This window comes from Affinirhizobium straminoryzae (assembly GCF_007004135.1).
GTDB lineage: Bacteria > Pseudomonadota > Alphaproteobacteria > Rhizobiales > Rhizobiaceae > Neorhizobium > Neorhizobium straminoryzae.
Genome location: NZ_VJMG01000080.1, coordinates 1 through 25797, shown reverse-complemented (window position 1 = coordinate 25797; position 25797 = coordinate 1). Strand labels below are relative to the sequence as shown.

Below are 25797 nucleotides of genomic sequence, written 5' to 3'. Positions count from 1 at the left end.
AACCGCCGGACACCGCCACAATCCTGCCGGGCGCCTGACATTAACCATGTTCTTTAAGGCTTCGTGCAGGCCGTTTCGCTAGGCATGACGGCAAGGGTGCCACCATGCCCCATGCGCGCCTTGCCGTCCTTCGCAAAGCCCGGTCTGGCGCGATGGCCAGGTCACCGATGCCCGTTTCTCTATGATCCCGGAGCCCGATACCGATGACCCGCCTCGCCGTCCGCCCCCTGTCCGTGCTGCGCCAGTCCGCCGATGTGGCGCTTGCCACACTCGCCGCCCTGCATGTGCTCGCCCTGCTCTCCCTCCTGCTGGTGCTGGGCGCGCTTCAGCCGGTGGCCGCGGCCGAGGATGCCTGTGGCGGCCGTAATCTGGCGGCGGAGATGCAGGCGAAGGATCCGGCCGGCTATGCGCGGATTGTTGCGGCGGCCGATGGCATCGCCAATGGCAAGGCGATCTTCTGGAAGATCGAGAAGCCGGGTCTTGCCCCCTCCTGGCTGCTCGGCACCATGCACCTGACCGACCCGCGCGTGCTTGCCATGCCGAAGGGCGCGGCCGAGGCACAGGCCGCTTCACGCGTCACCGTGCTGGAATCGGACGAGATCCTCGACCAGCAGAAGGCCATGGGCAAGCTTCTGACCAAGCCGCAGCTGACCATGATGACCGATGGCAAGACACTGCAGAGCTATCTGACGGCCGATCAGGCGCGGCTGCTGGAGGCGGCGCTGAAGAAGCGCGGCATTCCGCTTGCCGCCGTCTCGCGCATGCAGCCGTGGATGCTCTACAGCTTCTTTGCCCTTTCCCCTTGCGAGATGAACCGCAAGGCTACCGGCGAAGCCTTTCTGGACCAGAAGATCGCCGAGGATGCCGTGCGCGCCGGAAAGCCCGTGAAGGGGCTGGAAACGCTGCAGGAACAGCTGGAATCCATGGCCGCCGTGCCGACCGATCTGCACATGAAATCGCTGATGGAGGGCATCGAACAGGACGACCGGATGGGCGATATCACAGCGACCACCGTCGACCTCTATCTCGCCGGTAACGTTGGCCTGCTGATGCCGCTTCTGAAAGCGCTGGCGCCCGATGGATCCGACGGCGAAGGCTATGCTGCCTTCGAGCAGCGGATCATTACCGAGCGCAACCGCCGCATGGCGGAACGCGCCCTGCCGATCCTGAAGGACGGCGGCGCCTTCATCGCGGTCGGCGCCATGCATCTGGTCGGCGACGAGGGTCTGGTGACCCTGTTCCGCAACGCCGGCTATACGGTCACGCCCGCTTCCTGACACCATGCGTCATGCGGGCCAGCACATCCGTCTTCCAGTAGAACTGGTGGACAAGCGCGCCCGCGATATGCGCGACCAGCAGCGCCCAGAGCACAACCTTCAGAATGTCGGCATGGACATCGCCCGCCGTCCCGTTGCCGAAGTAATAGGCCCCGATACCGCTGAGGGGCATCAGGATCAGCAGCAGATAGAGAAGCCCGTGCGTGACCTTCGCCACCAGCGAGAGCAGCGGCGGCTCTTCCGCCGGCGCAACCGGCACGCCCTGAATGCGGCGAAGTGCGAGGCGCAGCACAGCCAGCAGCAGAATCGCGATGCCGACATAGGCATGAATATTGGCGGCTGCGATATCATCCGGCGTTATGGTCTGGCCACGCCTGACAAGGTGATGCCAGTGCTCGATACCATCGGAAAAGATGAGATTGAAAAAAATCAGAAGAGCCATGCCCCAGTGCAGGATGCGCTGCGGGACGGAATAGGAAAGCGGAGCCATGTCATCACCTTTGTGTGATCGGTTCGTTGCTGGCCCGGAGAATGACAGGCCCGCCGGGCGGTGCCAAGCGGTAGTTTGGAATGTTTCTAGATTTTCATCCGCCAGTTGATGGATCGCAGGTCCGGCTGCCGCGACAGGATGGCGCGCCGAGGCGTCATGCAGCCGCTGCGGCCAGCCGGCGTGCGGCAGCCGACAGCGCGGCCCTGACGATCAGCCGGTGAAACGGCGTGATCACGGCAATGTAAAGCCGACCCAGCAGGATCTTTCGATGGACCAGCGTGGTGACGGAAACGGTCGTCCCTGCCGGCCCCTGATCAACGACATCGATGACCAGCCGAAAGTCGAGATGGGTGTCATCGAGCCCCACCACCACTTGTCGCTCCGTCGCCGAGACAACCGGAAAGAAGCCGATCGATTCCGCCCCCTTCGCGACCAGATCGTCGGTTGTCTGCACCCCGAAGGGCCGGACCAGCGCGTCGCGCAGCCTGAGCAACAGCCGCGCCCAGGGCGGGAAGCGGCCGAGCGCCAGCCGCGCGAAGGCCATTGCCGACAGATCCGGATGGGCGGCAACGCAGACACGATAACAATCGGCCCAGTCGGCCAGCGGCAGTGCCGCATGTGGCAGGGGCGACGGGTAGAGCGTGGGCCGGACAAGCTTTTGCGCGGAGGAGATCATCGGCGAACCCTATAATCCGCGCGTCCGGGCCGCGAGAACAATCATCGGAACGGCGTGTGGCACGCGGTCACGGGCGCCATGAAAAAAGCCGCCGCCTGATGGACAGACGACGGCCTTGTAACGTTCGGAAACGCTTGCGATCACATGTGGATCGGCTTGAAGAAGGTGGCGAGCGCAGCCTCCTTCACGGCTTCCGACATGGTCGGATGCGCATGGCAGGTGCGGCCGAGGTCTTCCGAAGAGCCGCCGAATTCCATCAGCACGGCGGCTTCGTGGATCATTTCGCCGGCGCCGAAGCCGATGATGTGCACGCCGAGAACGCGGTCAGTGTCCTTGTCGGCGAGAACCTTGACGAAACCATCGGTCGCCTGCATGGCGCGGGCGCGGCCATTGGCCGTGAAGGGGAACTTGCCGGCCTTGTAGGCAACGCCCGCAGCCTTCAGTTCTTCTTCGGTCTTGCCGACGGAAGCCACTTCCGGCTGGGTGTAGACGACGCCCGGAATGACATCGTAGTTCACATGGCCATGCTGGCCGGCGAGGATTTCGGCCAATGCCACGCCCTCGTCTTCCGCCTTGTGGGCGAGCATCGGGCCCTTCACCACGTCGCCGATCGCATAGATGCCGGGGACGTTGGTGGCATAATGGCCATTGATTTCAACACGGCCGCGGTTGTCGAGGGCAACGCCCACCTCTTCCAGGCCGAGACCGGCGGTGTAGGGCTTGCGACCGGTGGCAACCAGCACGACATCGGCATCGATCGTCTGGGCTTCACCACCCTTGACCGGCTCGAACGTCACCTTGGCGCCGGCTTCGGTCTTTTCAACGCCGGTCACCTTGGCGCCGAGGTTGAAGACCATGCCCTGCTTGCCGAGGATGCGCTGGAACTGCTTGGAGACTTCGCCATCCATGCCGCCGAGGATCGTGTCGAGATATTCGACCACGGTGACCTTGGCGCCGAGGCGCAGCCAGACCGACCCGAGTTCGAGGCCGATCACGCCGCCGCCGACGACGACCATATGGCCGGGCACCTTGTCGAGCGCGATGCCGCCGGTGGAGGAGACGATGACCTTCTCGTCGATTTCGACCGGAACACCCGGAATGCCGGCGACGTCGGAGCCGGTGGCGATCACAATGTTCTTCGTTTCCAGTTCCTGCACCGAACCGTCTTCGGCAGTGACGGACACCTTGCCGGCGGCGACGATCTTGCCGGTGCCGATGAAGGTTTCGACCTTGTTCTTCTTGAACAGGAAGGCGACGCCATCGACGTTCGACTTCACGGTCGCATCCTTGTGGCCCATCATCTTCTCGAGGTTCAGCGTGGTGCCGGACACCTCGACGCCGAGATCTGCCATGCCGTGGCTGGCGTGAGCAAACACTTCGGAAGCATGCAGCAGCGCCTTCGAGGGGATGCAGCCGACATTGAGGCAGGTGCCGCCGAAGGTGGCACGCTTTTCGACGACGGCCACCTTCAGGCCGAGCTGGGCCGCCTTGATGGCGCAGACATAACCGCCGGGGCCGCTTCCGATTACGATGAGATCATAAGCCATGGATGACGTTCCTTCCTGTCGGCGCTATCTGCCGCCGCTCACATTCAAGATTGCGCCCGTGACATAGGAGGCCTGCGGCGAGAGGAGGTAGAGCACCGCCTCCGCCACTTCGTCCGCCGTCCCGGCGCGTTGCATGGGCACCGTGGGTGCCAGATCCCGTGCGCGATCCGGCAGGCCGCCGGAGGCATGGATGTCGGTATCGATAATGCCGGGGCGGATCGCATTCACCCGCACGCCTTCGCCGGCGACCTCGCGCGCCAGACCGACCGTGAAGGTGTCGATCGACGCCTTGGCCGCGGCATAATCCACATATTGGCCGGGACTGCCGAGAACGGCCGCCATGGACGAGATGTTGACGATGACGCCGCCCTTGCCACCGTGGCGGGTGGACATGCGCTTCACCGCTTCGGAGGCGCAGCGGATCTTGCCGATCACGTTGATGGCGAACATCCGCTCGAGCCGCTCGCGCGACATTTCATCGACGCGGGCCGTCTGGTCCACCACGCCGGCATTGTTGACGAGCCCGTCGAGGCGACCGAAATCGCGGTCGATGGCAGCAAAGATCGCGGCAATGCCGTCTTCCGTGCCGGTATCGCCCTGGACGAGGCGGGCGGTGCCGCCGTTTTCGGTGATCGCCTTGGCGACGGCTTCGGCGGCCACGGCATTGGAGAGATAGTTGATCGCAACCGCCCATCCGGCCGCAGCCGCCTTCACGGCGACGGCGGCGCCAATGCCGCGGCTGGCGCCGGTGACGAGCAGGACAGGCTGGTGTTGCATCGACATCTCCGTTCTTTCCTCAGGTCGCCTTCTGCGCAGCAAGCTTCAGGCCGAGCGCGATGAAGACCAGCCCGCTCGCCCGGTCGATCCACTGGCTGGCACGCGAAAAGGCAGCGCGCATGCGCGGCGTCGTCATGAAGATGCTGACGCCGACGAACCAGACGATCAGGCAGCTTGCCATCACGAGGCCGTAGCCGAACTTCACCGGCATCGGCGTGTGCGCGCTGACGGCGGTCGAGAAGATCGACAGGAAAAAGAAAACCGGCTTCGGGTTCAAGGCATTCGCGGCAAAGCCGAGGCCATAGGCGCGCAGGCCCGACTGACGCGGCCCGTCCGCATCGGCGCCGTCGAGCTTGACGGAAAGATCCGCCTTGCCGGCCCGCAGCGCCTTCACCCCGATATAGATCAGGTAGGCGACGCCGCACCATTTGACGATGTTGAAAAGATAGATCGACTGGGAAATGATCAGCCCGAGCCCGAGGATAGTGTAGGTGACGTGGAACATCAGCGAGGTGCCGATGCCGAAGCTGGTGATGATGGCTTGCCGCCGCCCGTGCACCAGCGACTGGCGCATGACCATGGCGAGATCGGCGCCCGGCGAAACGATGGCGAAGGAAAAGATCGCCATCAGCGAGGCGAGTTCGACCAGATAGGGATGCATCACACGAACAATCCGAGCATCATGAGGCCGATGCCGCCGAGCGACCCCAGCCAGACCAGCGAGCGAAGATAGGGAATGCCGGCCAGATAGAGCGGCAGATAGACGATGCGGCAGGTAAGCCACAGCCAGCCGCCGATCAGCCCCCAGCCGGCGAGATCGCCATAGAAGGCAAGCGCCAGCAGAAGGCCGACGACGGCCGGATAGGTTTCACGATAGTTCGACGAGGCCCGTTCCGCACGGCCGGCGAGCGGCGATTTTGGCTTCAGGCCCTCGTCGCGGGGGCCTGCATTCCATTGCGAGCCCAGCTCGCGGGTGGCGAGAAAGCCCTGCAGCATGATGTGGAGGACGAGCAGCACGACCGAGACAGCCAACAGCGCGACATACGGCGTGGCATGTGAAGCGATCGTGTCCATCCCGTCCTCCCTTGGCGTTGATCAGAGATCGAGAACGAGGCGTTCCGGATCTTCCAGGCTTTCCTTGACGCGCACCAGGAAGGTGACGGCTTCCTTGCCGTCGACGATGCGGTGATCGTAGGAGAGTGCAAGATACATCATCGGGCGGATGACGATCTGGCCGCCGACGACGACCGGGCGATCCTGGATCTTGTGCATGCCGAGAATGCCCGACTGCGGGGCGTTCAGGATCGGCGAGGACATCAGCGAACCGTAGACACCGCCATTGGTGATGGTGAAGGTGCCGCCCTGCATGTCGGCCATGCCGAGCGAGCCGTCACGGGCTGCCTTGGCAAGACGGCCGAGTTCCTTCTCGACGCCGGCGATCGACAGCTGGTCGGCATCGCGGATGACCGGAACGACCAGGCCCTTGTCGGTGCCGACGGCCATGCCGACATGGCAATAGTTCTTGTAGATGATGTCGGTGCCGTCGATTTCGGCGTTGACCGCCGGCAGTTCCTTCAGGGCATGCGTGACAGCCTTCGTGAAGAAGCCCATGAAGCCGAGCTTCACGCCGTGCTTCTTCTCGAATACGTCCTTGTAGCGGTTGCGCAGGTCCATCACGGCCTTCATGTCCACCTCGTTGTAGGTGGTCAGCATGGCAGCGGTGTTCTGGGCATCCTTCAGGCGCTTGGCAATCGTCTGACGCAGGCGCGTCATCTTCACGCGCTCTTCGCGCACGGCATCTTCCGTGGTGGACGGGGCGCGCGGAGCGGCCGGAACGGCAGGCGCCGCAGCAGCAACCGGACCCTTGGCGATGGCGGCGAGAACGTCGCCCTTCAGCACCTGGCCACGCTTGCCCGAACCGTCGACATCAGCCGTCGAGATGTTGTTGTCGGCGGCCAGCTTTGCGGCAGCCGGAGCGGCAGGCATGGCGGAAGCGGCAGCGGGTGCCGGGGCGGCGGCCGGAGCCGGAGCGGCAGGCGCCGGCGCTGCGGCCGGAGCAGGTGCCGCTGCCGGAGCGGAGGCGCCGGCGGAACCGGCAGCGCCTTCGGCGATCTGGCCGAGCAGCGCGCCGAGACCGACGGTCTCGCCCGCCTGGGCGACGATTTCCGTGAGAACACCGGCGGCAGGCGCCGGCACTTCGACGGTGACCTTGTCGGTTTCCAGTTCGACGATCGGCTCGTCAGCCTTGACCGTGTCGCCGACCTTCTTGAACCAGGTGCCGACGGTTGCCTCGCTGACGGATTCGCCGAGGGTGGGGACGCGAATTTCGGTGGCCATGATCTGTTTCCGTTTTCAATCCGATATCATGTTGCGCAGGGGAAGACGGGGCGGCTGAAATCAGCCGCCGAGCGCGTCTTCGAGGAAGGCTTCGAGCTGGGCGAGATGCTTCGACATCAGGCCGGTCGCCGGCGAGGCGGCAGCCGGGCGGCCCGTGTAACGGACGCGCTGATATTTTGCATCGATATGGGCCAGCACCCATTCCAGGTACGGGTCGATGAAGGCCCAGGCCCCCATGTTCTTCGGCTCTTCCTGGCACCAGACCATTTCCGCATGACGGAAGCGGGAGAGTTCGTTGATCAGCGCCTTGGCCGGGAAGGGGTAGAGCTGTTCGATGCGCAGCAGGTAGATGTCGTCGATGCCGCGCTTTTCGCGCTCTTCGAGGAGATCGTAGTAGACCTTGCCCGTGCACATCACGACGCGGCGGATCTTGGCGTCCTTCTGCAGCTTGATCGGACCGTCCTTGATCACTTCCGCATCGTCCCACAGCAGGCGGTGGAACGAGCTTTCGCCCGCCATTTCCGCCAGCGTCGAGGTTGCGCGCTTGTGGCGCAGCAGCGACTTCGGCGTCATCAGCACCAGCGGCTTGCGGAAGTCGCGCTTCATCTGACGGCGCAGGATGTGGAAATAGTTGGCCGGCGTCGTGCAGTTGGCAACCTGCATGTTGTCTTCGGCGCAGAGCTGGAGGAAGCGCTCCAGACGTGCCGAAGAGTGTTCCGGACCCTGACCTTCATAGCCATGCGGCAGAAGGCAGACGAGACCGGACATGCGCAGCCACTTGCGTTCGCCCGACGAGATGAACTGGTCGAACACCACCTGCGCACCGTTGGCGAAGTCGCCGAACTGGGCTTCCCACAGCGTCAGCGCATTCGGACGGGCCAGCGAATAGCCGTATTCGAAGCCGAGAACCGCCTCTTCCGACAGCATCGAGTTGATGACTTCGTAGCGGGCCTGGTTGGGCGCGAGGTTGGCGAGCGGAATGTAGCGCTCTTCGGTCTCCTGATCGTAAAGAACAGAATGACGCTGCGAGAAGGTGCCGCGCTCACAATCCTGACCGGATAGACGGATCTTGTGGCCTTCGGTGACCAGCGAACCGAAGGCAAGCGCCTCGGCCATGGCCCAGTCGATACCTTCGCCCGTCTCGATCATCTGCGCGCGGTTTTCCATGAAGCGCTTGATCGTGCGGTGCGCGTTGAAGCTGTCCGGAACGGTCGCGAGTTTGCGGCCGATCTCCTTCAGGTTCTTCATCGGCACAGCGGTCTTGCCGCGGCGCTGCTCGTCGGCATTGTCGGCCGAGCGCAGACCGGACCACTGGCCATCGAGCCAGTCGGCCTTGTTCGGCTTGTAGCTCTGGCCGGCTTCGAATTCCTGTTCCAGATGGGCGCGCCAGTCGGCCTTCATCTTCTGGAATTCGCCGTCGGTGATCAGGCCTTCCGAGATCAGGCGGTCGGCATAAAGTTCCGTCACCGTCTTGTGGGCGCGGATGACCTTGTACATCTTCGGCTGGGTGAACGCCGGCTCATCGCCTTCGTTATGGCCGAAGCGGCGGTAGCAGAACATGTCCACCACGACCGGCTTGTGGAACTTCATGCGGAATTCGGTGGCAATCTTGGCGGCATAGGTGACCGCTTCCGGATCGTCGCCGTTGACGTGGAAGATCGGCGCCTCGATCATCTTCGCGACATCCGACGGATAGGGCGAGGAACGCGAATAGGCCGGATTGGTGGTGAAGCCGATCTGGTTGTTGATGATGACGTGCATCGTGCCGGCAACGCGGTGGCCGCGAAGACCGGAGAGACCGAGGATTTCAGCCACGACGCCCTGGCCGGCGAAGGCCGCATCGCCGTGGATCAGAAGCGGCAGAACCTTGGCGCGTTCCTTGAGCGGGATCACGTCGCCATCCCAGACCTTGGCCAGCATATCCTGCTTGGCGCGGGCCTTGCCCATGACGACCGGGTTGACGATTTCCAGATGCGAGGGGTTGGCCGTCAGCGACAGGTGGACCTTGTTGCCGTCGAACTCGCGATCCGAGGAGGCGCCAAGGTGATACTTCACGTCGCCGGAACCCTCGACTTCGTCGGGCTTGAAGGAGCCACCCTTGAACTCGTGGAAGACGGCGCGGTGCGGCTTGTGCATGACGTTGGTCAGAACGTTCAGGCGGCCGCGATGGGCCATGCCGAGAACGATCTCTTCCATGCCGTCCTGGCCGCCGCGCTTGATGATCTGTTCCAGCGCCGGGATCAGCGATTCGCCGCCATCAAGGCCGAAACGCTTGGTGCCCTTGTACTTGACGTCGATGAACTGCTCGAAGCCCTCGGCCTCGACCAGCTTCTGCAGAATGGCCTTCTTGCCTTCGGCGGTGAAGGCAACGCCCTTGTCCGGCCCCTCGATGCGCTCCTGGATCCAGGCCTTTTCCTCGGGGTTGGAAATGTGCATGAACTCGACGCCGAGCGTGGAGCAATAGGTGCGCTCCAGGATGGCCAGCATTTCGCGAATGGTCGCGTATTCGAGGCCAAGCACGTTGTCGATGAAGATCTTGCGGTCGTAATCGGCCTCCGTGAAGCCGTAGGCCGTCGGCGACAATTCGTTATAATCGTCCACCGGCGCAGCCAGACCCAGCGGGTCGAGCTTGGCATGCAGGTGGCCGCGCATGCGATAGGCACGGATCATCATGATGGCGCGCACGCTGTCGCGTGTCGCCTGCAGCACGGCGGCCGGATCAACCGGCTTGCCGGCAGCGGCAGCGGTTGCCTCGGCCTTGGCCTGGACCTTCTTCTCGATGGCCTTCTCGACCACCGGCCAATTGCCGTCGAGCGCCGAGACCAGCTCGCCATTGGCCGGGATCGGCCAGTTCTTGCGCTGCCAGGAGGCACCGGTCGCCGCCTTCTTCACGTCGTCCGGATTGTCGCCCAGCGCCTTGAAGAAGGACTGCCATTCGGGACCGACCGACGTCGGATCTTCCTCGTACCGAGCGTAGAGCTGCTCGATATAGGCCGCATTCGCGCCGTCGAGGAACGAGGTGATGAGAAACTGCTCGTTGGCTTCTTGCCGTGCCATGATCTTTATGCGGACCTGAACGCCCGCCTCCTGACGTAATTGGGGGCCGGATCTTGGAAAGCGCCGACCGTCGCTTGCATTCGTCGCCTGTCACGCCGGAAGGACGAGCCATTCCCAGTTGCGACAGAGGCAGGCGAACCTTTCCTGATTCGCCTGCCCGGAGCTTATCAGCTCGGTCTTATGTGGCGTCAGCCCTTGAGGACTTCAACCAGAGTCTTGCCAAGGCGCGCCGGGGACGGCGAAACCTTGATGCCAGCCGCTTCCATCGCCGCGATCTTGGATTCTGCGTCACCCTTGCCGCCGGAAACGACAGCACCGGCGTGGCCCATGGTGCGGCCCTTCGGAGCCGTACGACCCGCGATGAAGCCGGCCATCGGCTTCTTGCGGCCCTTCTTGGCTTCATCGATCAGGAACTGTGCTGCATCTTCTTCCGCCGAGCCGCCGATTTCGCCGATCATGATGATCGAGGTCGTGGCTTCGTCGGCCAGAAACATTTCCAGCACGTCGATGAATTCGGTGCCCTTGACCGGGTCGCCGCCGATGCCGACAGCCGTCGTCTGGCCGAGACCTTCGTTGGAGGTCTGGAAGACAGCTTCGTAGGTCAGCGTGCCGGAGCGCGAAACGATACCGACCGAGCCCTTGCGGAAGATCGAGCCCGGCATGATGCCGATCTTGCATTCTTCCGGCGTCAGGATGCCCGGGCAGTTCGGGCCGAGCAGACGGGACTTCGACTTGTCGAGCTTTGCCTTCACGCGCACCATGTCCATGACCGGGATACCCTCGGTGATGCAGGTGATGAAGGGGATTTCAGCATCGATCGCTTCGATGATCGCGTCTGCAGCACCTGCCGGCGGAACGTAGATCACGGAGGCGTCGGCGCCGGTCTTTTCCTTGGCTTCGGCAACCGAAGTGAAGATCGGCAGGGTTTCACCCTTGGAGCCGGTCCAGGTTTCGCCGCCCTTCTTCGGGTGGATGCCGCCGACCATCTGCGTGCCGTAATAGGCGAGCGCCTGCTCGGTGTGAAAGGTGCCGGTCTTGCCGGTCAGGCCCTGAACGAGGACCTTGGTGTTCTTGTTAACAAGAATGGACATTGTCGTTCCGGTCCTTCAATTAGCCGTTGATCGCGGCAACGATCTTCTTGGCCGCGTCGTCGAGGTCGTCGGCAGCCGTGATGGCAAGGCCCGATTCGTTCAGGATCTTCTTGCCAAGCTCGACATTGGTGCCTTCCAGACGCACGACCAGCGGAACCTTGAGGCCGACTTCCTTCACGGCGGCGATCACGCCTTCCGCGATGACGTCGCACTTCATGATGCCGCCGAAGATGTTGACGAGGATGCCCTCGACCTTCGGGTCAGCGGTGATGATCTTGAAGGCAGCCGCCACCTTCTCCTTGCCGGCGCCGCCGCCGACGTCGCAGAAGTTTGCCGGCTCCTTGCCGTACAGCTTGATGATGTCCATCGTCGCCATGGCAAGGCCTGCGCCGTTGACCATGCAGCCGATATTGCCGTCGAGCGCCACGTAGGCGAGATCCCACTTGGAGGCCTCGATTTCCTTGGTGTCTTCCTCGGTCTCGTCGCGCAGCGCCCTGACATCGTCGTGGCGGAACAGCGCGTTGCCGTCGAAGGATACCTTCGCATCGAGAACACGCAGGTGACCGTTGGTCATGACGATCAGCGGATTGATCTCGAGAAGCGACATGTCCTTCTCATTGAAGGCAGCGTAGAGCGCCGGGAAGAGCGACTTGGCGTCTTCGGCAGCAGCACCGTCGAGGGCGAGCGCCGCAACGATCTTGGCCACATCATCGGCGGTCACGCCGGCTTCCGGGTCGATGGCGATGGTGTGGATCTTTTCCGGCGTGTCATGGGCAACGGCTTCGATGTCCATGCCGCCTTCGGTGGACACAACGAAGGCCACGCGACCAACCGAACGATCCACCAGCAGCGAGCAGTAGAGTTCGCGGGCAATGTCGGCGCCGTCCTCGATGTAGAGGCGGTTGACCTGCTTGCCGGCTTCACCGGTCTGGGCCGTCACCAGCGTGTTGCCGAGCATGTCCTTGGCGTGCGCCACGACTTCCTCGATCGACTTCGCCAGGCGAACGCCACCCTTGGCGTCCGGGCCGAGTTCCTTGAACTTGCCCTTGCCGCGACCGCCGGCATGGATCTGGCTCTTGACCACGTAGAGTGGACCCGGAAGCTGCCTGGCAGCAGCTTCGGCCTCATCGACGGAAAGGATCGCCACGCCTTCAGCGACCGGCGCGCCATAGCCCTTCAGGAGAGCCTTGGCCTGGTATTCATGAATGTTCATCGTCTGGTCCTTGGGTTCTGGGCCGCTTGGCGATTACTTGAGAACCGGCGCGATTGTGACGCAGGCTTCGCAGAGGCCGGCAACGGCGCCGACGGACTTCTGGAAGGCAGCCTTCTCGTCGCCGTTGAGATCGATCTCGATGACGCGCTCGACGCCACCCGCACCAATGATGGTGGGCACGCCGACATACATGTCGTTGACGCCGTACTGGCCGGTCAGATGGGCGGCGCAGGGCAGCACGCGCTTCTTGTCCTTGAGGTAAGATTCAGCCATCTCGATGGCGGAAGCAGCCGGCGCGTAGTAAGCCGAGCCGGTCTTCAGCAGGCCGACGATTTCGGCGCCGCCGTCACGGGTGCGCTGGATGATCTGCTCCAGGCGCTCTTCCGTGATCCAGCCCATCTTGACCAGATCGGTCAGCGGAATGCCGCCGATCGTGGAGTAGCGGGCGAGCGGCACCATGGTGTCGCCGTGACCGCCGAGAACGAAGGCCGTGACATCCTGAACCGAAACATTGAATTCTTCCGAGAGGAACAGGCGAAAGCGTGCGGAGTCGAGAACGCCGGCCATGCCGACGACCATGTTCTTCGGCAGGCCGGAGAACTTTTGCAGCGCCCAGACCATGGCATCGAGCGGGTTGGTGATGCAGATCACAAAGGCGTTCGGCGCATACTTGGCGATGCCGGCACCGACCTGTTCCATGACCTTGAGGTTGATGCCCAGCAGGTCATCGCGGCTCATGCCCGGCTTGCGGGCAACGCCAGCGGTGACGATGCAGACATCCGCACCTTCGATGGCTGCGTAATCGCTGGCACCGGAAAGCTTGGCGTTGAAGCCTTCCACCGGACCGGACTGCGCAATATCGAGGCCCTTGCCCTGCGGAATGCCGTCGGCGATGTCGAACAGGACGATGTCGCCCAGTTCCTTCAGGCTGGCCAGATGAGCCAGCGTGCCGCCGATCATGCCGGAACCAATAAGTGCAATCTTCTTGCGAGCCATCGAAATGCTTCCTCTGTTTGGAATGCACGGCCGGCATGCGATCTGTCGACCGGTTTCGGCCACTCGCATAGCCCTTGCGCCGGAAAATGGCAACCGATTATTTTGAGACCAGCATTTTCAAACGGTTAGATATAAAAACTCTTACGTAAACGTAAGAGTTTTTATCAAGAAAGCGTTAAATCCCGCGTCGTTTTTCGTGATGCAGGCTCAGGTAGTCGGGGCTGCGCATCTCGAACAGACGCGATATCGTCCGGTCGAATTCGAAGCCTTCGGTACCACGCCTTTCTGTCAGCAGTGCGTCAGGCGTGGCGGCCGCGGTGACGAACAGGCGCACCGTCTTGTCGTAGAGTGCATCGACGAGGTTGATGAAGCGTTTCGTCTGATTCCGTTTTTCGGGACCGAGCAGAGGCACGCCCTCCACGAAGACAACATCGTAGCGAGCGGCGATTTCGAGATAGTCGGCAGCCGAAAGCGGGGCTTCGCACAGATCGGCGAAGCTGAAACGCGCAGCACGGCCGGCGGCCCGTGGCACCCGGATCACCCGACCCTTTCGCGGAATTTCTGCCGGCGCCGCCTTGGCCCCATCCGTCACCTGATGCCAGGCGGCCTCCATGGCAACCGATGTCTCACCGGAAAGCGGCGTCAGATAGACCGGCAGGCTTGCCAGCTTCTCCATGCGATAATCCGTCGGCGAGTCGAGCGTGGTCACCTCGACATAGCGTTTCAAAAGATCGAGGAAGGGCAGGAACAGGCTGCGGTTCAAACCTTCACGATAAAGATCGTCCGGCGCCACGTTGGAGGTGGCGACCAGCACGCAGCCGAGCGAAAACAGCTCGGTGAACAGCCGGCCGAGGATCATCGCATCGGCAATGTCGGTGACGGAAAACTCATCAAAGCAGAGCAGCTCTGCCTCGGCAAACAGGTCGGCTGCAACCGGCGGCACGGGATCCGCCTGCTTCGTCTCTCCAGCCTTCAGCTTCTGGCGGTGAGCGTGGATGCGGGCATGCACATCGGCCATGAATTCGTGAAAATGGCAACGGCGCTTCTTCGCAACCGGCGCCTTGGCAAAGAACATGTCCATCAGCATGGTCTTGCCGCGACCCACGGAGCCATAGACGTAGAGGCCGCGAATGCCGGCCTCGCGCCGCATGCTCTGCTTGGCAAACAGCCAGCCAAGAACGCTGCTCTTCTTCGCGGGCCGCTGTTCGCGCAGCGCTGATAGCACCCGGTCGAGGCGGGTCGCCACATCGAGCTGCGCCTTGTCGAGCGTCAGCGTGCCGGCGGCGACCATGGCTTTCAGCTCGTCGCCGACGCTGTGGTTGAAATCGGGAAGGGATTGCATGGAAGGCGCCTCTTGCGGCGGAAAGGCAGCGCCCTTCCGCCCGATGGCTTAGCGGGAGAGGCTGACCGGCTGTCCCGACTGGGTCGTGCCGTCGTAACGGGTGTCGGCGCTCTTGTAGACACGGGCGATCACGTCGCCGGCACGGCTCTTGAAGAGAACGGTCTTGCCGCTGACTTCCCAGGAGCCCATGGTCGTCAGTTCGCCAACGCAGCCGCGCGTGCCGCCACGCGAGCCGCTGCCGAGATTGGTGAGCGTCAGGAACATGTCGCAGGTGGCACCGGCGCTGGACACGCGCCAATTGCCCACCATGGTTTCCTTGGTCACATCGAGCGCGGTGGCGGGCGGCGCACCGGCAGCAGCACCGCCCGGCGGCAGAGAGGCAACCGCTGTGTTGCCGGTGGGAGCAGCCGGGAACTGCGAGGGATCTCCGGCGCCTGCCGGCGCATCAAGCGAGCCGGACTGGACGGAGGGAACGGGCTGCGCCTGCAGCGGCGCCGGCCCGGGCAGGTTGCTGTAGGGACTGTAAGACGTACGCTGGCAGCCGGCCAAGGCAAGAGCAACCGCTACGCCGGTCACCACATATCTGAACTGCATCACAAAGCTCCCATGCAACACGCGCCGAACCCAGGCGCGACGGACGGCTGAATTATCGCCAAGAGGTATGTCAAATCAAGCCGCGAAAGCCTCGCAATGCTGCCGATGCGCCCAATGCCCCCGCAGATGGAACACATCTGCGCGAGGTCAAGGGCGGACAAGGCCTGCGTCAGACGCGGCGCTCGACCATCATCTTCTTGATTTCGGCAATCGCCTTGGCGGGGTTGAGGCCCTTCGGACAGGTCTGGGCGCAGTTCATGATTGTGTGGCAGCGATAGAGGCGGAAGGGATCTTCCAGATTGTCCAGGCGCTCGCCCTTGGCCTCGTCACGGCTGTCGATCAGCCAGCGATAGGCCTGCAGCAGAACGGCAGGACCGAGGTAACGATCACCGTTCCACCAGTAGGACGGACAGGAGGTCGAGCAGCAGGCGCACAGGATGCACTCATAGAGGCCGTCAAGCTTCAGCCGGTCCTCATGGCTCTGCTTCCATTCCTTGGCCGGCGTCGGCGATACCGTCTTCAGCCAGGGCTCGATCGAGCGATGCTGGGCGTAGAAATTGGTCAGATCCGGCACGAGGTCCTTCACCACCGGCATGTGCGGCAGCGGATAGATCTTCACCGTGCCCGTCACATCGTCCATGCCCTTGGTGCAGGCGAGCGTGTTGGCGCCGTCGATGTTCATGGCACACGAGCCACAGATGCCTTCGCGGCAGGAACGGCGCAGCGTCAGCGTCGGATCGATCTTGTTCTTGATGTAGAGCAGACCGTCCAGCACCATCGGGCCGCAATCATCGACGTCGATGAAATAAGTGTCGATGCGCGGGTTCTGGCCATCGTCCGGATTCCAGCGATAAACGCGGAATTCACGCACGTTCTTGGCGCCTGCCGGCTTCGGCCAGGTCTTGCCTTCGGACATCTGGGAGTTTTTCGGGAGAGCAAGTTCAACCATTGCTGGACCTTCGATCCTCGGCGATCACCGCCGTTCTGTTTCCTAGGTTATAGTCATCCGGCACCCACGGCGCCATGGTTGCAGTCAAAAGTCGTACCGGCCGTCCCTCGCAGGCCCTCCAGTAGAGGGAGAGCCGCTCCGAAAGCCGCGTCAGCGCCGTCGTCAGGCCGCGCAGCACGGGTTTGCGGGTGCCGGCCTTCTTGGCCTTCACGCTGGTCGCAATCACGCTCGTCGCACCCGACTGCATGGCGACGAAGGGCGCGACATCCGCGACCTTCAACCCATGCCACGACGGCGCCCAGAGGAAGTCGTCGGTCGGAATGAGCGCCTTGCCGATCCGCTCGAGCAGCCGTTCGGCCGCCGCGCGGGTGATCAGATAGGCCGCAGCGCCTGAGACCGGCCGCAGCGAGCGCACCAGGCGATGATCGCCGAGCCGTGCCAGATCGATGACCTTGCGGCCGCCCGGACGGTAAATGCCTTCCAGCTTCACCACATCGGCATCGAAGCCGTCGCTCAGAAGCCGGCTGACTACCGGCACGAAGCCGGCGAGCGGAACCGCATCATCCTCCAGCACGATCGCGTGACGGAAATCCGAGGCGAGGAACTGCCGCCAGGCCATCACATGGCCGCAGAGGCACGCCTCTTCCGTTAACATGAACTGCCGGTTGCGGTGTGCGTTCCATCCGATTGCGTCTGGCGGAAAGCACAGCACAGTTCCGCGCACCGACAGGACTCGATCCGCATCGCTGCGGGCATCCAGCGCCCGCACCCGATGAACCGGCCAGGGCATACCGCCAAAGCCGCGCTCGATCTCGGCCCACCGGTCCGGCGAGCGGTCGAGATTGATTGCAAACAGCCCGAGAGGCCTCCCGCCGGGAGCGATGGTCGTCGCATCGATCGGAGAGGCCGCCAGGTTCATCGTCAGTACACGCGCGCCTTCGGTTCGATCTTGACCGGGTCGATACCGTCAGCGATCAGATCAGTGTGGACGGGACGATAGTCCAGCTTCACTTCGCCGTTCTCGCCAACCCAGGCCAGCGAGTGCTTGCGCCAGTTGACATCGTCACGGCCGCCGAACGGACCTTCCGTGTAATCCTCGCGCGCATGGCTGCCGCGGCTCTCCTTGCGAGCCTCGGCGCTGTAGACCGTGGTGATGGCGTTGGCCATCAGGTTCTGCAGTTCCAGCGTTTCGACCAGATCGGAATTCCAGATCATCGAGCGGTCGGTGACCTTGATGTCCTTCATCTCGCCCCAGATCGCCGAGAGACGCTGGCAGCCGCTTTCCAGCGATTCCTGCGTGCGGAACACGGCGGCGTCTTCCTGCATGGCGCGCTGCATCTTGTCGCGCAGCACCGCCGTCGGCGTACCGCCGGAGGCATGGCGCAGACCGTCGAAGCGATCCATGATCTTGTCGCAGGCGGCCGTATTGAGCGCCGGAACCGGCGAGGCGCGGTCGATGACCTGGCCGGCGCGGATGGCAGCGGCGCGGCCGAAGACCACGAGGTCGATCAGGGAGTTGGAGCCAAGGCGGTTGGCGCCGTGCACCGAAGCGCAGCCCGCTTCCCCGACGGCCATCAGGCCGGGGATCAGACGTTCGGGATTGGCACTGTCGGCGTTCAGCACTTCGCCCCAGTAATTGGTCGGAATGCCGCCCATGTTGTAGTGCACGGTCGGCAGGACCGGGATCGGCTCGCGCGTCACGTCGACGCCGGCGAAAATCTTGGCGCTCTCGGAAATGCCCGGCAGGCGCTCGTGCAGAACGGCCGGATCGAGATGGTCGAGATGCAGGAAGATGTGATCCTTGTTCTTGCCGACGCCGCGACCCTCGCGGATTTCCAGCGTCATGCAGCGCGAGACGACGTCACGCGATGCAAGGTCCTTCGCCGACGGCGCATAGCGCTCCATGAAGCGCTCGCCTTCGGAATTGACGAGGTAGCCGCCTTCGCCGCGCGCACCTTCGGTGATCAGGCAGCCCGAACCGTAGATGCCGGTCGGATGGAACTGCACGAATTCCATGTCCTGCAGCGGAAGGCCGGCGCGCGCCACCATGCCGCCGCCGTCGCCGGTGCAGGTATGGGCGGAGGTTGCCGAGAAATAGGCGCGGCCGTAACCGCCCGTCGCCAGCACCACCATCTTGGCGGCAAAGCGATGGATGGTGCCGTCATCAAGGTTCCAGGCGACGACACCGGTGCAGCGGCCGTCATCGGACATGATGAGGTCGATCGCGAAATACTCGATGAAGAATTCCGCATTGTTCTTCAGCGACTGGCCATAAAGCGTGTGCAGGATGGCATGGCCGGTGCGGTCGGCGGCGGCGCAGGTGCGCTGCACCGGCGGGCCGGCGCCAAAATTCTGCATGTGGCCGCCGAACGGACGCTGGTAGATCTTGCCTTCCTCGTTGCGCGAGAAAGGCACGCCGTAATGTTCCAGCTCATAGACCGCCTTCGGCGCTTCCATGACCATGTACTGCATGGCGTCCACGTCGCCCAGCCAGTCGGAGCCCTTCACGGTATCGTAAAGGTGCCACTGCCAGCTGTCCGGCGTCATGTTCTGCAGCGAGGCCGCGATGCCGCCCTGGGCCGCGACCGTGTGGGAACGGGTGGGGAAAACCTTGGTGATGCAGGCCGTCTTGAAGCCCTGCTCGGCCATGCCGAGCGTCGCGCGAAGGCCCGCGCCGCCGGCCCCTACGACGATGACGTCATAGGAATGGTCGACATAGGTGTAGGCCTTGCCGGTCTGCGCAATGGGGGTGATCGATGCCATGGAGGGTTATCCTGCGAATGCGATCTTCAGGGCGGCGAACAGACAGAGGCCGCCGATGAGAAGCGAAAAGAAGGAATTGAGCATGAGAAGCACGAGCTTCGTCACTTCGGTATGGATGTAATCCTGAATGATCTCTTCCATGCCGAGCTTCATGTGCACGATGCTGGCGATGATCGTGAGCGCATTGATGGTGGCGACGAAGGGATTGGAAAGCGCCGAGACGACCTCGGCATAGGGCTTGCCCGCATGCACGATGAGGAAGACCACGTAGAACAGCAGCAGCGGCACAAGCGCGATCGAGGTCGTGCGGACCTTCCAGAAATGCTCCGTGCCGCTCTTTGCCGAACCGAGACCCCGAACCTTGCCGAGGGGAGTACGCATGTCCATGGTTCTTCTCCTTAGCGAACGATCAGCACCACCGCCCAGACAAGGACGGTCAGCGCTACGGATGCGACCACGCTGGCCTTGGCAAGCTTCGTGGAGAAATGCTTCTCGAAGCCGTAGCCGAGGTCCCACATGATGTGGCGCAGACCGCCCAGCATGTGGTGCAGGATCGCCCAGGTGTACCCAAACAGGATGATCTGTCCTACGAAGGAGCCGAAGAACCAGTTCACTGCATTGAAGGCCTGCTCACCCGAGGCAGCGGCAATCAGCCACGCAGCCACCAGCACGGTGCCGAAATAAAGTGCGCCACCGGTGATGCGGTGCACGATCGACATGGCCATGGTGGGGGTGAAACGGTAGATTTGAAGGTGCGGCGACAGCGGCCGATTTTTTGTCATATTCGCCATCATATCCTCGCGGCGTTCGGTGCGCATTCACGCGGGAGCGCGTCCGGCAATGCACCATGCCGTAAAGATGTGCATTGCATCATCGGGTGGTTTAATCGCCGGACGACAAGACCACAAGCCGATTCCAGAAGGATTTTAAATTTAATCGATTGGGGTCGGCCGGGCCCGGGACGTCCGTATGCGTCATGCATCGGATCTACGTTAGCATATGAAAATAGATCAGTTTTTCACGATCTTAGGCGCCATTGGACACAGTTTGTGTTAAGGCTTGCTTAAATGAACAGACAGGACGAGGCCATGATGGCACTCCGCATCATTCCCGTCAGGATGACGGCTCTTCTTCTTGCAATCGGGATAACCGCCACGGGCACGGCTGCCAGAAGTGATCAGGCGGCATGGTCGCCGTCGGATCATCCGACGGGACTGCATGCGAAAACGGCAAAAAGCCGGCAGATCGCGGGCAGCAGACTGCCATCGGTCGTTCCGGGCCTTGGCACCTTTGCCGGCAGCCTGTTGGCCATGCGCATCCGTGGCAACGGTCTCTATCTGCTGCGGGAGGCAGGCGCGGTCGCCGCGCGCCCGGCGCCTGCAAACCCGCCATCTGCCCGCATCATTGAGATCTCGAGCGACACCGGCCGCGACGCGTTCCTGCCAAAGGCGGCATGCACCATCGAAGCGGGCGTGTGCGTGATTCGCGGCGGTCGCTGAGCGTTCGACGGATCGAGACTGCCCGTGGTTCCAAGGCCCCGTGGTTCTCAGGCAAAGCGCCAGACGGTGGTTTTCTTGATCTCGCTGTCTTCCAGCGCACGGGTGACAGGCACCTGATAGGTGGCGAGCGGGACAAGCCTGTCCTTCGGCAGATAGGCACGGCCGGGATCGCCGACGATGACGGTGCGGCCCGCCTCGGCAAGGCCGGCAAACCACGGCACGAGCCGGTCGGCAAAGGTGCGGTCGTAGAAGACGTCGCCGGCCAGCACGACATCCGCCTCGACGGCGCGGCCGACCAGATCCGCGCCGCAGAAGGTGATGTCGACACCGTTGGCCGCGGCATTCAAGGCAACGGCGCTTTGCGTCCACGGATCGATGTCGGCGGCAGTAGCGCCGGCAGCGCCGGCCCGCATCGCAGCAATCGCCACGAGGCCCGAGCCGGTGGCGAAATCCAGCACATGGCGCCCTCGCACCACATCCGGGTGATCGAGGAGATAGCGGGCCAGCCCCTGTCCGCCCGCCCAGGCAAAGGCCCAGAACGGCGGCGGAAGACCGATCGCCTCCAGATCCTCTTCCGTCTTCAGCCAGAGATCATGTGCCTCGTCGGCCAGATGGAGGCTGATTTCCGGCACATGCGGCGGCGCCATGAGGCGTGTATTGGCGAGGATGAAGGCGCGGGGCTCGGTTTTCAGCGCGGCCCCCGTCAATCCGGCGAGCGCGGCGGGTTATCGAGACCGCCCATGCGGCAGATCTCGAAATACTCTTCCTCCGTCACCGGCTGTACGGAGAGCCGCATGGAGGTGACGAGCGACATCTTTTCGAGCTTCGGGTTCGCCTTCACATCCTTCAGCGAAACGGGCTTCGGCATGTCACAGACAGCGCGGATATCCACGCAGTCCCAGCGCAGGTCACCTTCTGCCGTCGAATCCGGATGCGAAAGCGCGCAGACCTCGGTGATGCCGACGATCTCCAGCCCCTCGTTGGAGTGGTAGAAGAAGCCCTTGTCGCCGATCTTCATGGCCCGCATGTTATTGCGCGCCAGATAGTTGCGGACACCCGTCCATTCCTCCCCGGTCTCGCCCTTGGCCTTCTGCATTGCCCAGGACCACTTGAAGGGTTCCGACTTGTAGAGCCAGTAGGATGCCATTTCAGCCTCACGCGCCCGGCTTGTTGAAGACCCAGTTGAAGGGCTTGACCTCGACGGAGGCAAACAGGCCGGCCTTGGCGTAAGGGTCGGCATCGGCCAGCGCGCGGGCTTCCTCGATCGTGTCGGTCTCGACGATCACGAGGCTGCCATTCGGCTTGCCTTCGTTATCGAGAAAGGGGCCGGCCATTTTCAGGATGCCCTTGTCGTTCAGCGCATTCAGGTGGTCGAGATGGGCCGGGCGGGTTTCCATGCGCACATGCAGGTGATCCGGCTTGTCGGCGCAAACGAAGGCAAAGATGGCCATGGGTCGTGTCTCCTTGGACTATTCCGTGGTGATGGGGCGGGTCATCAGCTGTTCCATCGCGGTCGCGACGTCTAGCCGGCCCTCGATGATGGCGGCGACGGCCGCCGTGATCGGCAGGTCCACCTGATGGCTCTGGCCAAGGCTTGCGGCAATGGCCGCCGTGAAGGCGCCTTCGACCAGCAGCCCGCCCAGCGCATCGGCAGGCTCCCCCTGTCCGAGCCCGATACCGAAGCGCAGGTTGCGCGACTGATGGCTGGTTGCCGTCAACACCAGGTCGCCGAGGCCGGAGAGGCCGCGCACGGTTTCCGCCTGGCCGCCCATCGCAGACACCAGCCGCGACATTTCGGCCAGTCCACGCGAAATCAGCGCGGCGCGGGCGGAATCGCCAAGGCCGGCGCCTTCCACAATGCCGCAGGCAATCGCCAGCACATTCTTCAAGGCACCGCCGAGCTGGACGCCGATGCGATCCGTAGCGGCATAAAGCCGGAAGGTGCGGCCGGACACCGCATGCGCGAGGCGTTCGGCCACCGCCGGATCGCCGGCGGCAATCGCCATCGCGGTCGGCAGGCCACGGGCGATGTCGGCCGCAAAGCCGGGGCCGGACAGCACCGAAACCGGATGGCGCGGGAGCGCCTGCTCCAGAACGTCGGTCAGCAGACGGCCGGTGGAACGCTCGATGCCCTTGGCGCAGGTCACCACCAGTGCATCAGCATGCAGATAGGGGCCGTAATGGCGGGCCGCATCGCCCTGCGCCTGCGAGGGCATGGCAAACAGCACGATGCTTGCATCGTCAAGCGCATCCGGCTCGGTGGAAAAATCCAGGGCATCGGGCAGCGGAACGCCGGGCAGCGCCGCTTCATGCATCCGGTCATTGCGCAGATCCGACATCAGGGCCGGATCGCGGCCGAGCAGCGTGACGCCAGCCTTGCCCTCCAGCGCAATCACGGTGGCGAGCGCCGTGCCGAAGGCGCCGGCGCCGATCACCACGATCTTTTCGCGTTGGCCGTCCTGTGGTGCGCTCATGCCTTGGCTCCCCGTTTGCCGGATCCGATCCGCGCGGCCGCCTCCGCATCGAGCGGCCAGCGCGAGCGCGGCGCAACCGCCATCGGATCGTCTGGCAGGCCGGCGGCCATGCGCTCCAGCCCCGCCCAGGCGATCATCGCTGCATTGTCGGTGCAGAGCCGGATCGGCGGCGCGATGAAGGAAAAGCCGTGCGCGGAGCAAAGCTCCTGCAGCGTGGCGCGCAAAACCTGGTTGGCGGCGACACCGCCGGCAACGACCAGCGCAGGCTTGTTTTCCTCGGGATAGCGCTCACGGAACCGGGCAAGACCGCGGCCGATGCGATCCTTCAGCGTGCGCGAAATGGCGCGCTGGAAGGAGGCGCAGATATCGGCAATATCCTGCTCCGTCAGCGGCTGGATGGCGGTTGCCGCCTGCCGCACGGCCGTCTTCAGGCCGGAGAAGGAGAAATCGAGGCGCGCCTCGCCGACCAGCGGACGCGGCAGATCAAAACGTTCGGGATCACCGGACCGCGCCGCCTTCTCCACCGCCGGACCGCCGGGATAGGGCAGACCGAGCAGCTTGGCGGTCTTGTCGAAGGCCTCGCCCAACGCATCGTCGATGGTGGTGCCCCAGCGCTCGTAATCGCCCACGCCCTTGATCAGGACCAGTTGCGTATGGCCGCCGGAGACGAGCAGCATCAGATAGGGAAAGGCAAGGCCATCGGTCAATCGCGCCGTCAGCGCATGGCCTTCCAGATGGTTGACGGCATAGAGCGGCTTGCCAGCCGCCATGGCGATCGCCTTGCCGGTCATCAGGCCGACCAGCAGGCCGCCGATCAGGCCGGGACCGGCGGTCGCCGCCACGGCATCGATCTCCTGCAGGGAAACGCCGGCGCGGGTGAGCGCCTCGGTGACGAGGCCGTCCAGCGCCTCCACATGGGCGCGCGCGGCGATTTCCGGCACCACGCCGCCAAAGGCGCTGTGTTCCTCGAGCTGCGACAAAACGACGTCGGAGACGATTTCGCCACGGCCGTCCGCATGCCGCAAAACCACGGCCGCCGCGGTTTCGTCGCAGCTGGTTTCAATGCCAAGGATGCGCAGGGAAGAGGTCATGAAGCGTCAGGTTGAATTGCGATGCCCGCCAAAGCCGGTTACGAAGCTGACGGGTAACAATGGATGACGACAGATGCAAACAAAACCTTTCCGGATCGGCACGCGCGGCAGCCCGCTGGCACTGGCCCAGGCTTCTGAAACACGCGCCCGTCTGATGGCGGCGCATCAGCTTCCGGAAGAGATGTTCGAGATCGTGGTGCTCTCCACCAAGGGCGACCGCATCACCGACCGCGCGCTTTCGGAAGTGGGTGGCAAGGGTTTGTTCACGGAGGAACTGGAAGCCAAGCTTCTGACCGGCGAACTGGATTTTGCCGTGCATTCCTCCAAGGACATGCCGACCATGCTGCCAGACGGGCTGGAGCTTTCGGCCTTCCTGCCGCGCGAGGATTTTCGCGATGCCTTCATCGGCCGCACCGCGCCGACGCTGTCCGCACTGCCGGATGGCGCGGTGGTGGGCTCCTCCTCGCTGCGTCGCCAGGCGCTGATCCGCCGCCGCCGGCCGGACATTTCCGTCATCACCTTTCGCGGGCTGGTGGAAACGCGGTTGCGCAAGCTGGAAGAAGGCCAGGTGGATGCGACGCTTCTGGCACTTGCCGGGCTGAACCGTCTCTCCATGACCGATGTCGTGACCGAACTGATGGATCCGGAAGAGTTTCCGCCGGCACCGGCGCAAGGGGCGATCTGCGTCGAAAGCCGGATCGGCGACCGCAGGGTGCTCGACCTGCTGGAAGCGATCAACGACCGGCCGACATTCGACGCGGTCAGCTGCGAGCGCGCCTTTCTGTCGGCGCTGGACGGAAGCTGTCGCACGCCGATCGCGGGCTATGCGGTCTGCGACGGCGATCACCTGACATTCTCCGGCCTGATCCTGACCCCGGACGGGCGCCAGGAACATGCAGTGCAGCTGGACGGCAGGCGCCGCGATGCGGTGGCTCTCGGCCACAAGGCCGGCACCACCGTGCGCATGGCCGCCGGCCCCGCCTTCTTCTCCGACTGGAGCTGACGGACCATGCGGGTGATCGTGACCCGGCCTTCGGCAAGTGCCGGACGCACGGCGGAAAAGCTCCGCCGTCTCGGGCACGAGCCAATCCTGCTGCCGGTCACGGAGCCGGTACATCACTCGCAGGCGATTGCCGCAGCGCTCACCACCCCGCATGGCAGCCTTGCGATCACCAGCGCCGAGGCGGTGCGGGCACTGATCGGCCTCGACCTGACCGCACATTACGACACACCGGTGTTTGCGGTCGGCGCGGCGACCGCCGAGGCGGCGCGGCAGGCCGGCTTCCACCATGTCGAGGCCGGAACCGGCACGGGCGAGGCGCTGGCAAGGCTGATCATTGACCGACAGGTGGGGAACCTTCTCTATCTGGCGGGCGATCCGCGCTCTCCCGCCTTCGAGGCCGGGCTTGCCCGGGCCGGCATCAAGGTGTCCACCGTCGTCGCCTATGCGATGCGGGAGGTGGCATGGGGTGCCGAGGCTGTGGCGGCGCTCTCGCCGCTGCCCGAGGCCCTGCTTCTCTATTCGAAGGAAGCAGCCCGGCATGTCTTTCGCCGGCTAACACCCCGGCTGACCGAAAAGCGGGATCATGCTTTCCATGTTCTGTGCCTCAGCCCGCAGGTGGCC

27 protein-coding genes are annotated in these 25797 nt (G+C 63.7%); 4 read left to right on the top strand and 23 right to left on the bottom strand.

The window, feature by feature from the left end:
- The first annotated feature begins 203 nt into the window (after nucleotides 1–203).
- Nucleotides 204–1277 carry a TraB/GumN family protein gene (locus FNA46_RS23210; protein ID WP_143127597.1) on the top strand — a complete coding sequence of 358 codons (1074 nt, stop codon included), beginning with the start codon at nucleotides 204–206 and terminating at the stop codon, nucleotides 1275–1277.
- Here FNA46_RS23210 and FNA46_RS23205 read toward each other — a convergent pair.
- From FNA46_RS23205 to sdhC, 18 genes are all read right to left on the bottom strand, one after another.
- Nucleotides 1261–1767 carry a cytochrome b gene (locus tag FNA46_RS23205; RefSeq protein ID WP_143127596.1) on the bottom strand — a complete coding sequence of 169 codons (507 nt, stop codon included), beginning with the start codon at nucleotides 1765–1767 and terminating at the stop codon, nucleotides 1261–1263. The genes FNA46_RS23210 and FNA46_RS23205 overlap by 17 nt on opposite strands.
- 154 nt (nucleotides 1768–1921) lie before the next feature.
- A complete protein-coding gene (locus tag FNA46_RS23200) occupies nucleotides 1922–2443 on the bottom strand; it encodes a DUF2867 domain-containing protein (RefSeq protein WP_143127595.1) in 522 nt (173 codons plus the stop codon).
- Between the two features lie 140 nt (nucleotides 2444–2583).
- Nucleotides 2584–3990, bottom strand: coding sequence for a dihydrolipoyl dehydrogenase (gene lpdA / locus FNA46_RS23195; protein WP_143127594.1), 1407 nt, complete (start codon nucleotides 3988–3990; stop codon nucleotides 2584–2586).
- Between the two features lie 24 nt (nucleotides 3991–4014).
- Entirely contained in the window at nucleotides 4015–4767 is a 753-nt protein-coding gene (locus FNA46_RS23190; protein ID WP_143127614.1) for an SDR family oxidoreductase, read from the bottom strand.
- Nucleotides 4768–4786: 19 nt separating this feature from the next.
- Nucleotides 4787–5428, bottom strand: a complete 642-nt coding sequence (locus FNA46_RS23185; protein WP_143127593.1) for a LysE family translocator — start codon at nucleotides 5426–5428, stop codon at nucleotides 4787–4789.
- Nucleotides 5428–5841: an MAPEG family protein gene (locus FNA46_RS23180; RefSeq protein WP_143127592.1), complete on the bottom strand. Its 414-nt coding sequence runs from the start codon at nucleotides 5839–5841 to the stop codon at nucleotides 5428–5430. Before FNA46_RS23180 ends, FNA46_RS23185 begins: the two co-directional genes overlap by 1 nt.
- 21 nt (nucleotides 5842–5862) lie before the next feature.
- Nucleotides 5863–7104 carry a 2-oxoglutarate dehydrogenase complex dihydrolipoyllysine-residue succinyltransferase gene (gene odhB, locus FNA46_RS23175; RefSeq protein WP_143127591.1) on the bottom strand — a complete coding sequence of 414 codons (1242 nt, stop codon included), beginning with the start codon at nucleotides 7102–7104 and terminating at the stop codon, nucleotides 5863–5865.
- A gap of 60 nt (nucleotides 7105–7164) precedes the next feature.
- Nucleotides 7165–10161, bottom strand: coding sequence for a 2-oxoglutarate dehydrogenase E1 component (locus tag FNA46_RS23170; protein ID WP_143127590.1), 2997 nt, complete (start codon nucleotides 10159–10161; stop codon nucleotides 7165–7167).
- A 188-nt stretch (nucleotides 10162–10349) separates the two neighbouring features.
- Nucleotides 10350–11252, bottom strand: coding sequence for a succinate--CoA ligase subunit alpha (sucD, locus tag FNA46_RS23165; protein WP_143127589.1), 903 nt, complete (start codon nucleotides 11250–11252; stop codon nucleotides 10350–10352).
- Nucleotides 11253–11271: 19 nt separating this feature from the next.
- Nucleotides 11272–12465 carry an ADP-forming succinate--CoA ligase subunit beta gene (sucC, locus tag FNA46_RS23160; protein ID WP_143127588.1) on the bottom strand — a complete coding sequence of 398 codons (1194 nt, stop codon included), beginning with the start codon at nucleotides 12463–12465 and terminating at the stop codon, nucleotides 11272–11274.
- 33 nt (nucleotides 12466–12498) lie between these two features.
- Nucleotides 12499–13461 carry a malate dehydrogenase gene (gene mdh, locus FNA46_RS23155; protein WP_143127587.1) on the bottom strand — a complete coding sequence of 321 codons (963 nt, stop codon included), beginning with the start codon at nucleotides 13459–13461 and terminating at the stop codon, nucleotides 12499–12501.
- Nucleotides 13462–13636: 175 nt separating this feature from the next.
- Nucleotides 13637–14803, bottom strand: coding sequence for a cell division protein ZapE (zapE, locus tag FNA46_RS23150; protein WP_143127586.1), 1167 nt, complete (start codon nucleotides 14801–14803; stop codon nucleotides 13637–13639).
- Nucleotides 14804–14851: 48 nt separating this feature from the next.
- Nucleotides 14852–15397: a protease inhibitor Inh/omp19 family protein gene (locus tag FNA46_RS23145; RefSeq protein WP_143127585.1), complete on the bottom strand. Its 546-nt coding sequence runs from the start codon at nucleotides 15395–15397 to the stop codon at nucleotides 14852–14854.
- A gap of 169 nt (nucleotides 15398–15566) precedes the next feature.
- Nucleotides 15567–16346, bottom strand: a complete 780-nt coding sequence (locus FNA46_RS23140) for a succinate dehydrogenase iron-sulfur subunit (protein WP_143127584.1) — start codon at nucleotides 16344–16346, stop codon at nucleotides 15567–15569.
- Complete coding sequence (locus tag FNA46_RS23135) at nucleotides 16339–17265, bottom strand: glycosyltransferase family 25 protein (protein WP_143127583.1); 927 nt, start codon at nucleotides 17263–17265, stop codon at nucleotides 16339–16341. Before FNA46_RS23135 ends, FNA46_RS23140 begins: the two co-directional genes overlap by 8 nt.
- Before the next feature lie 2 nt (nucleotides 17266–17267).
- On the bottom strand, nucleotides 17268–19109 hold the full coding sequence (sdhA, locus tag FNA46_RS23130; protein WP_143127582.1) for a succinate dehydrogenase flavoprotein subunit: 1842 nt from the start codon (nucleotides 19107–19109) through the stop codon (nucleotides 17268–17270).
- 6 nt (nucleotides 19110–19115) lie between these two features.
- Nucleotides 19116–19496: a succinate dehydrogenase, hydrophobic membrane anchor protein gene (gene sdhD / locus FNA46_RS23125; RefSeq protein WP_143127581.1), complete on the bottom strand. Its 381-nt coding sequence runs from the start codon at nucleotides 19494–19496 to the stop codon at nucleotides 19116–19118.
- A gap of 11 nt (nucleotides 19497–19507) precedes the next feature.
- The gene (sdhC, locus tag FNA46_RS23120; RefSeq protein ID WP_143127580.1) at nucleotides 19508–19900 is read right to left on the bottom strand and encodes a succinate dehydrogenase, cytochrome b556 subunit; all 393 of its coding nucleotides are present in this window, start codon (nucleotides 19898–19900) and stop codon (nucleotides 19508–19510) included.
- Nucleotides 19901–20197: 297 nt separating this feature from the next.
- Here sdhC and FNA46_RS23115 point away from each other — a divergent pair, with 297 nt between their 5' ends.
- The gene (locus FNA46_RS23115) at nucleotides 20198–20608 is read left to right on the top strand and encodes a hypothetical protein (RefSeq protein ID WP_143127579.1); all 411 of its coding nucleotides are present in this window, start codon (nucleotides 20198–20200) and stop codon (nucleotides 20606–20608) included.
- 47 nt (nucleotides 20609–20655) lie between these two features.
- Here the strand turns inward: FNA46_RS23115 and FNA46_RS23110 are convergent, their stop codons facing one another.
- Genes FNA46_RS23110 through tsaD form a run of 5 tightly spaced genes read right to left on the bottom strand, consistent with a single transcriptional unit; the run spans nucleotide 20656 to nucleotide 24173 of the window.
- Nucleotides 20656–21255: a class I SAM-dependent methyltransferase gene (locus FNA46_RS23110; RefSeq protein WP_425468801.1), complete on the bottom strand. Its 600-nt coding sequence runs from the start codon at nucleotides 21253–21255 to the stop codon at nucleotides 20656–20658.
- A 56-nt stretch (nucleotides 21256–21311) separates the two neighbouring features.
- Nucleotides 21312–21755, bottom strand: coding sequence for an EVE domain-containing protein (locus tag FNA46_RS23105; RefSeq protein ID WP_143127578.1), 444 nt, complete (start codon nucleotides 21753–21755; stop codon nucleotides 21312–21314).
- 7 nt (nucleotides 21756–21762) lie between these two features.
- Nucleotides 21763–22059, bottom strand: coding sequence for a YciI-like protein (locus FNA46_RS23100; RefSeq protein WP_143127577.1), 297 nt, complete (start codon nucleotides 22057–22059; stop codon nucleotides 21763–21765).
- Nucleotides 22060–22077: 18 nt separating this feature from the next.
- Complete coding sequence (locus FNA46_RS23095; protein ID WP_143127576.1) at nucleotides 22078–23082, bottom strand: NAD(P)H-dependent glycerol-3-phosphate dehydrogenase; 1005 nt, start codon at nucleotides 23080–23082, stop codon at nucleotides 22078–22080.
- Nucleotides 23079–24173 carry a tRNA (adenosine(37)-N6)-threonylcarbamoyltransferase complex transferase subunit TsaD gene (gene tsaD / locus FNA46_RS23090; protein WP_143127575.1) on the bottom strand — a complete coding sequence of 365 codons (1095 nt, stop codon included), beginning with the start codon at nucleotides 24171–24173 and terminating at the stop codon, nucleotides 23079–23081. The genes FNA46_RS23095 and tsaD overlap by 4 nt, the downstream gene beginning before the upstream one ends.
- Before the next feature lie 73 nt (nucleotides 24174–24246).
- Here tsaD and hemC point away from each other — a divergent pair, with 73 nt between their 5' ends.
- Both hemC and FNA46_RS23080 read left to right on the top strand, forming a co-directional pair.
- On the top strand, nucleotides 24247–25176 hold the full coding sequence (gene hemC / locus FNA46_RS23085; RefSeq protein ID WP_143127574.1) for a hydroxymethylbilane synthase: 930 nt from the start codon (nucleotides 24247–24249) through the stop codon (nucleotides 25174–25176).
- Nucleotides 25177–25182: 6 nt separating this feature from the next.
- Nucleotides 25183–25797 (top strand): uroporphyrinogen-III synthase (locus FNA46_RS23080; RefSeq protein WP_143127573.1); only part of this gene is annotated, 615 nt, incomplete at its 3' end.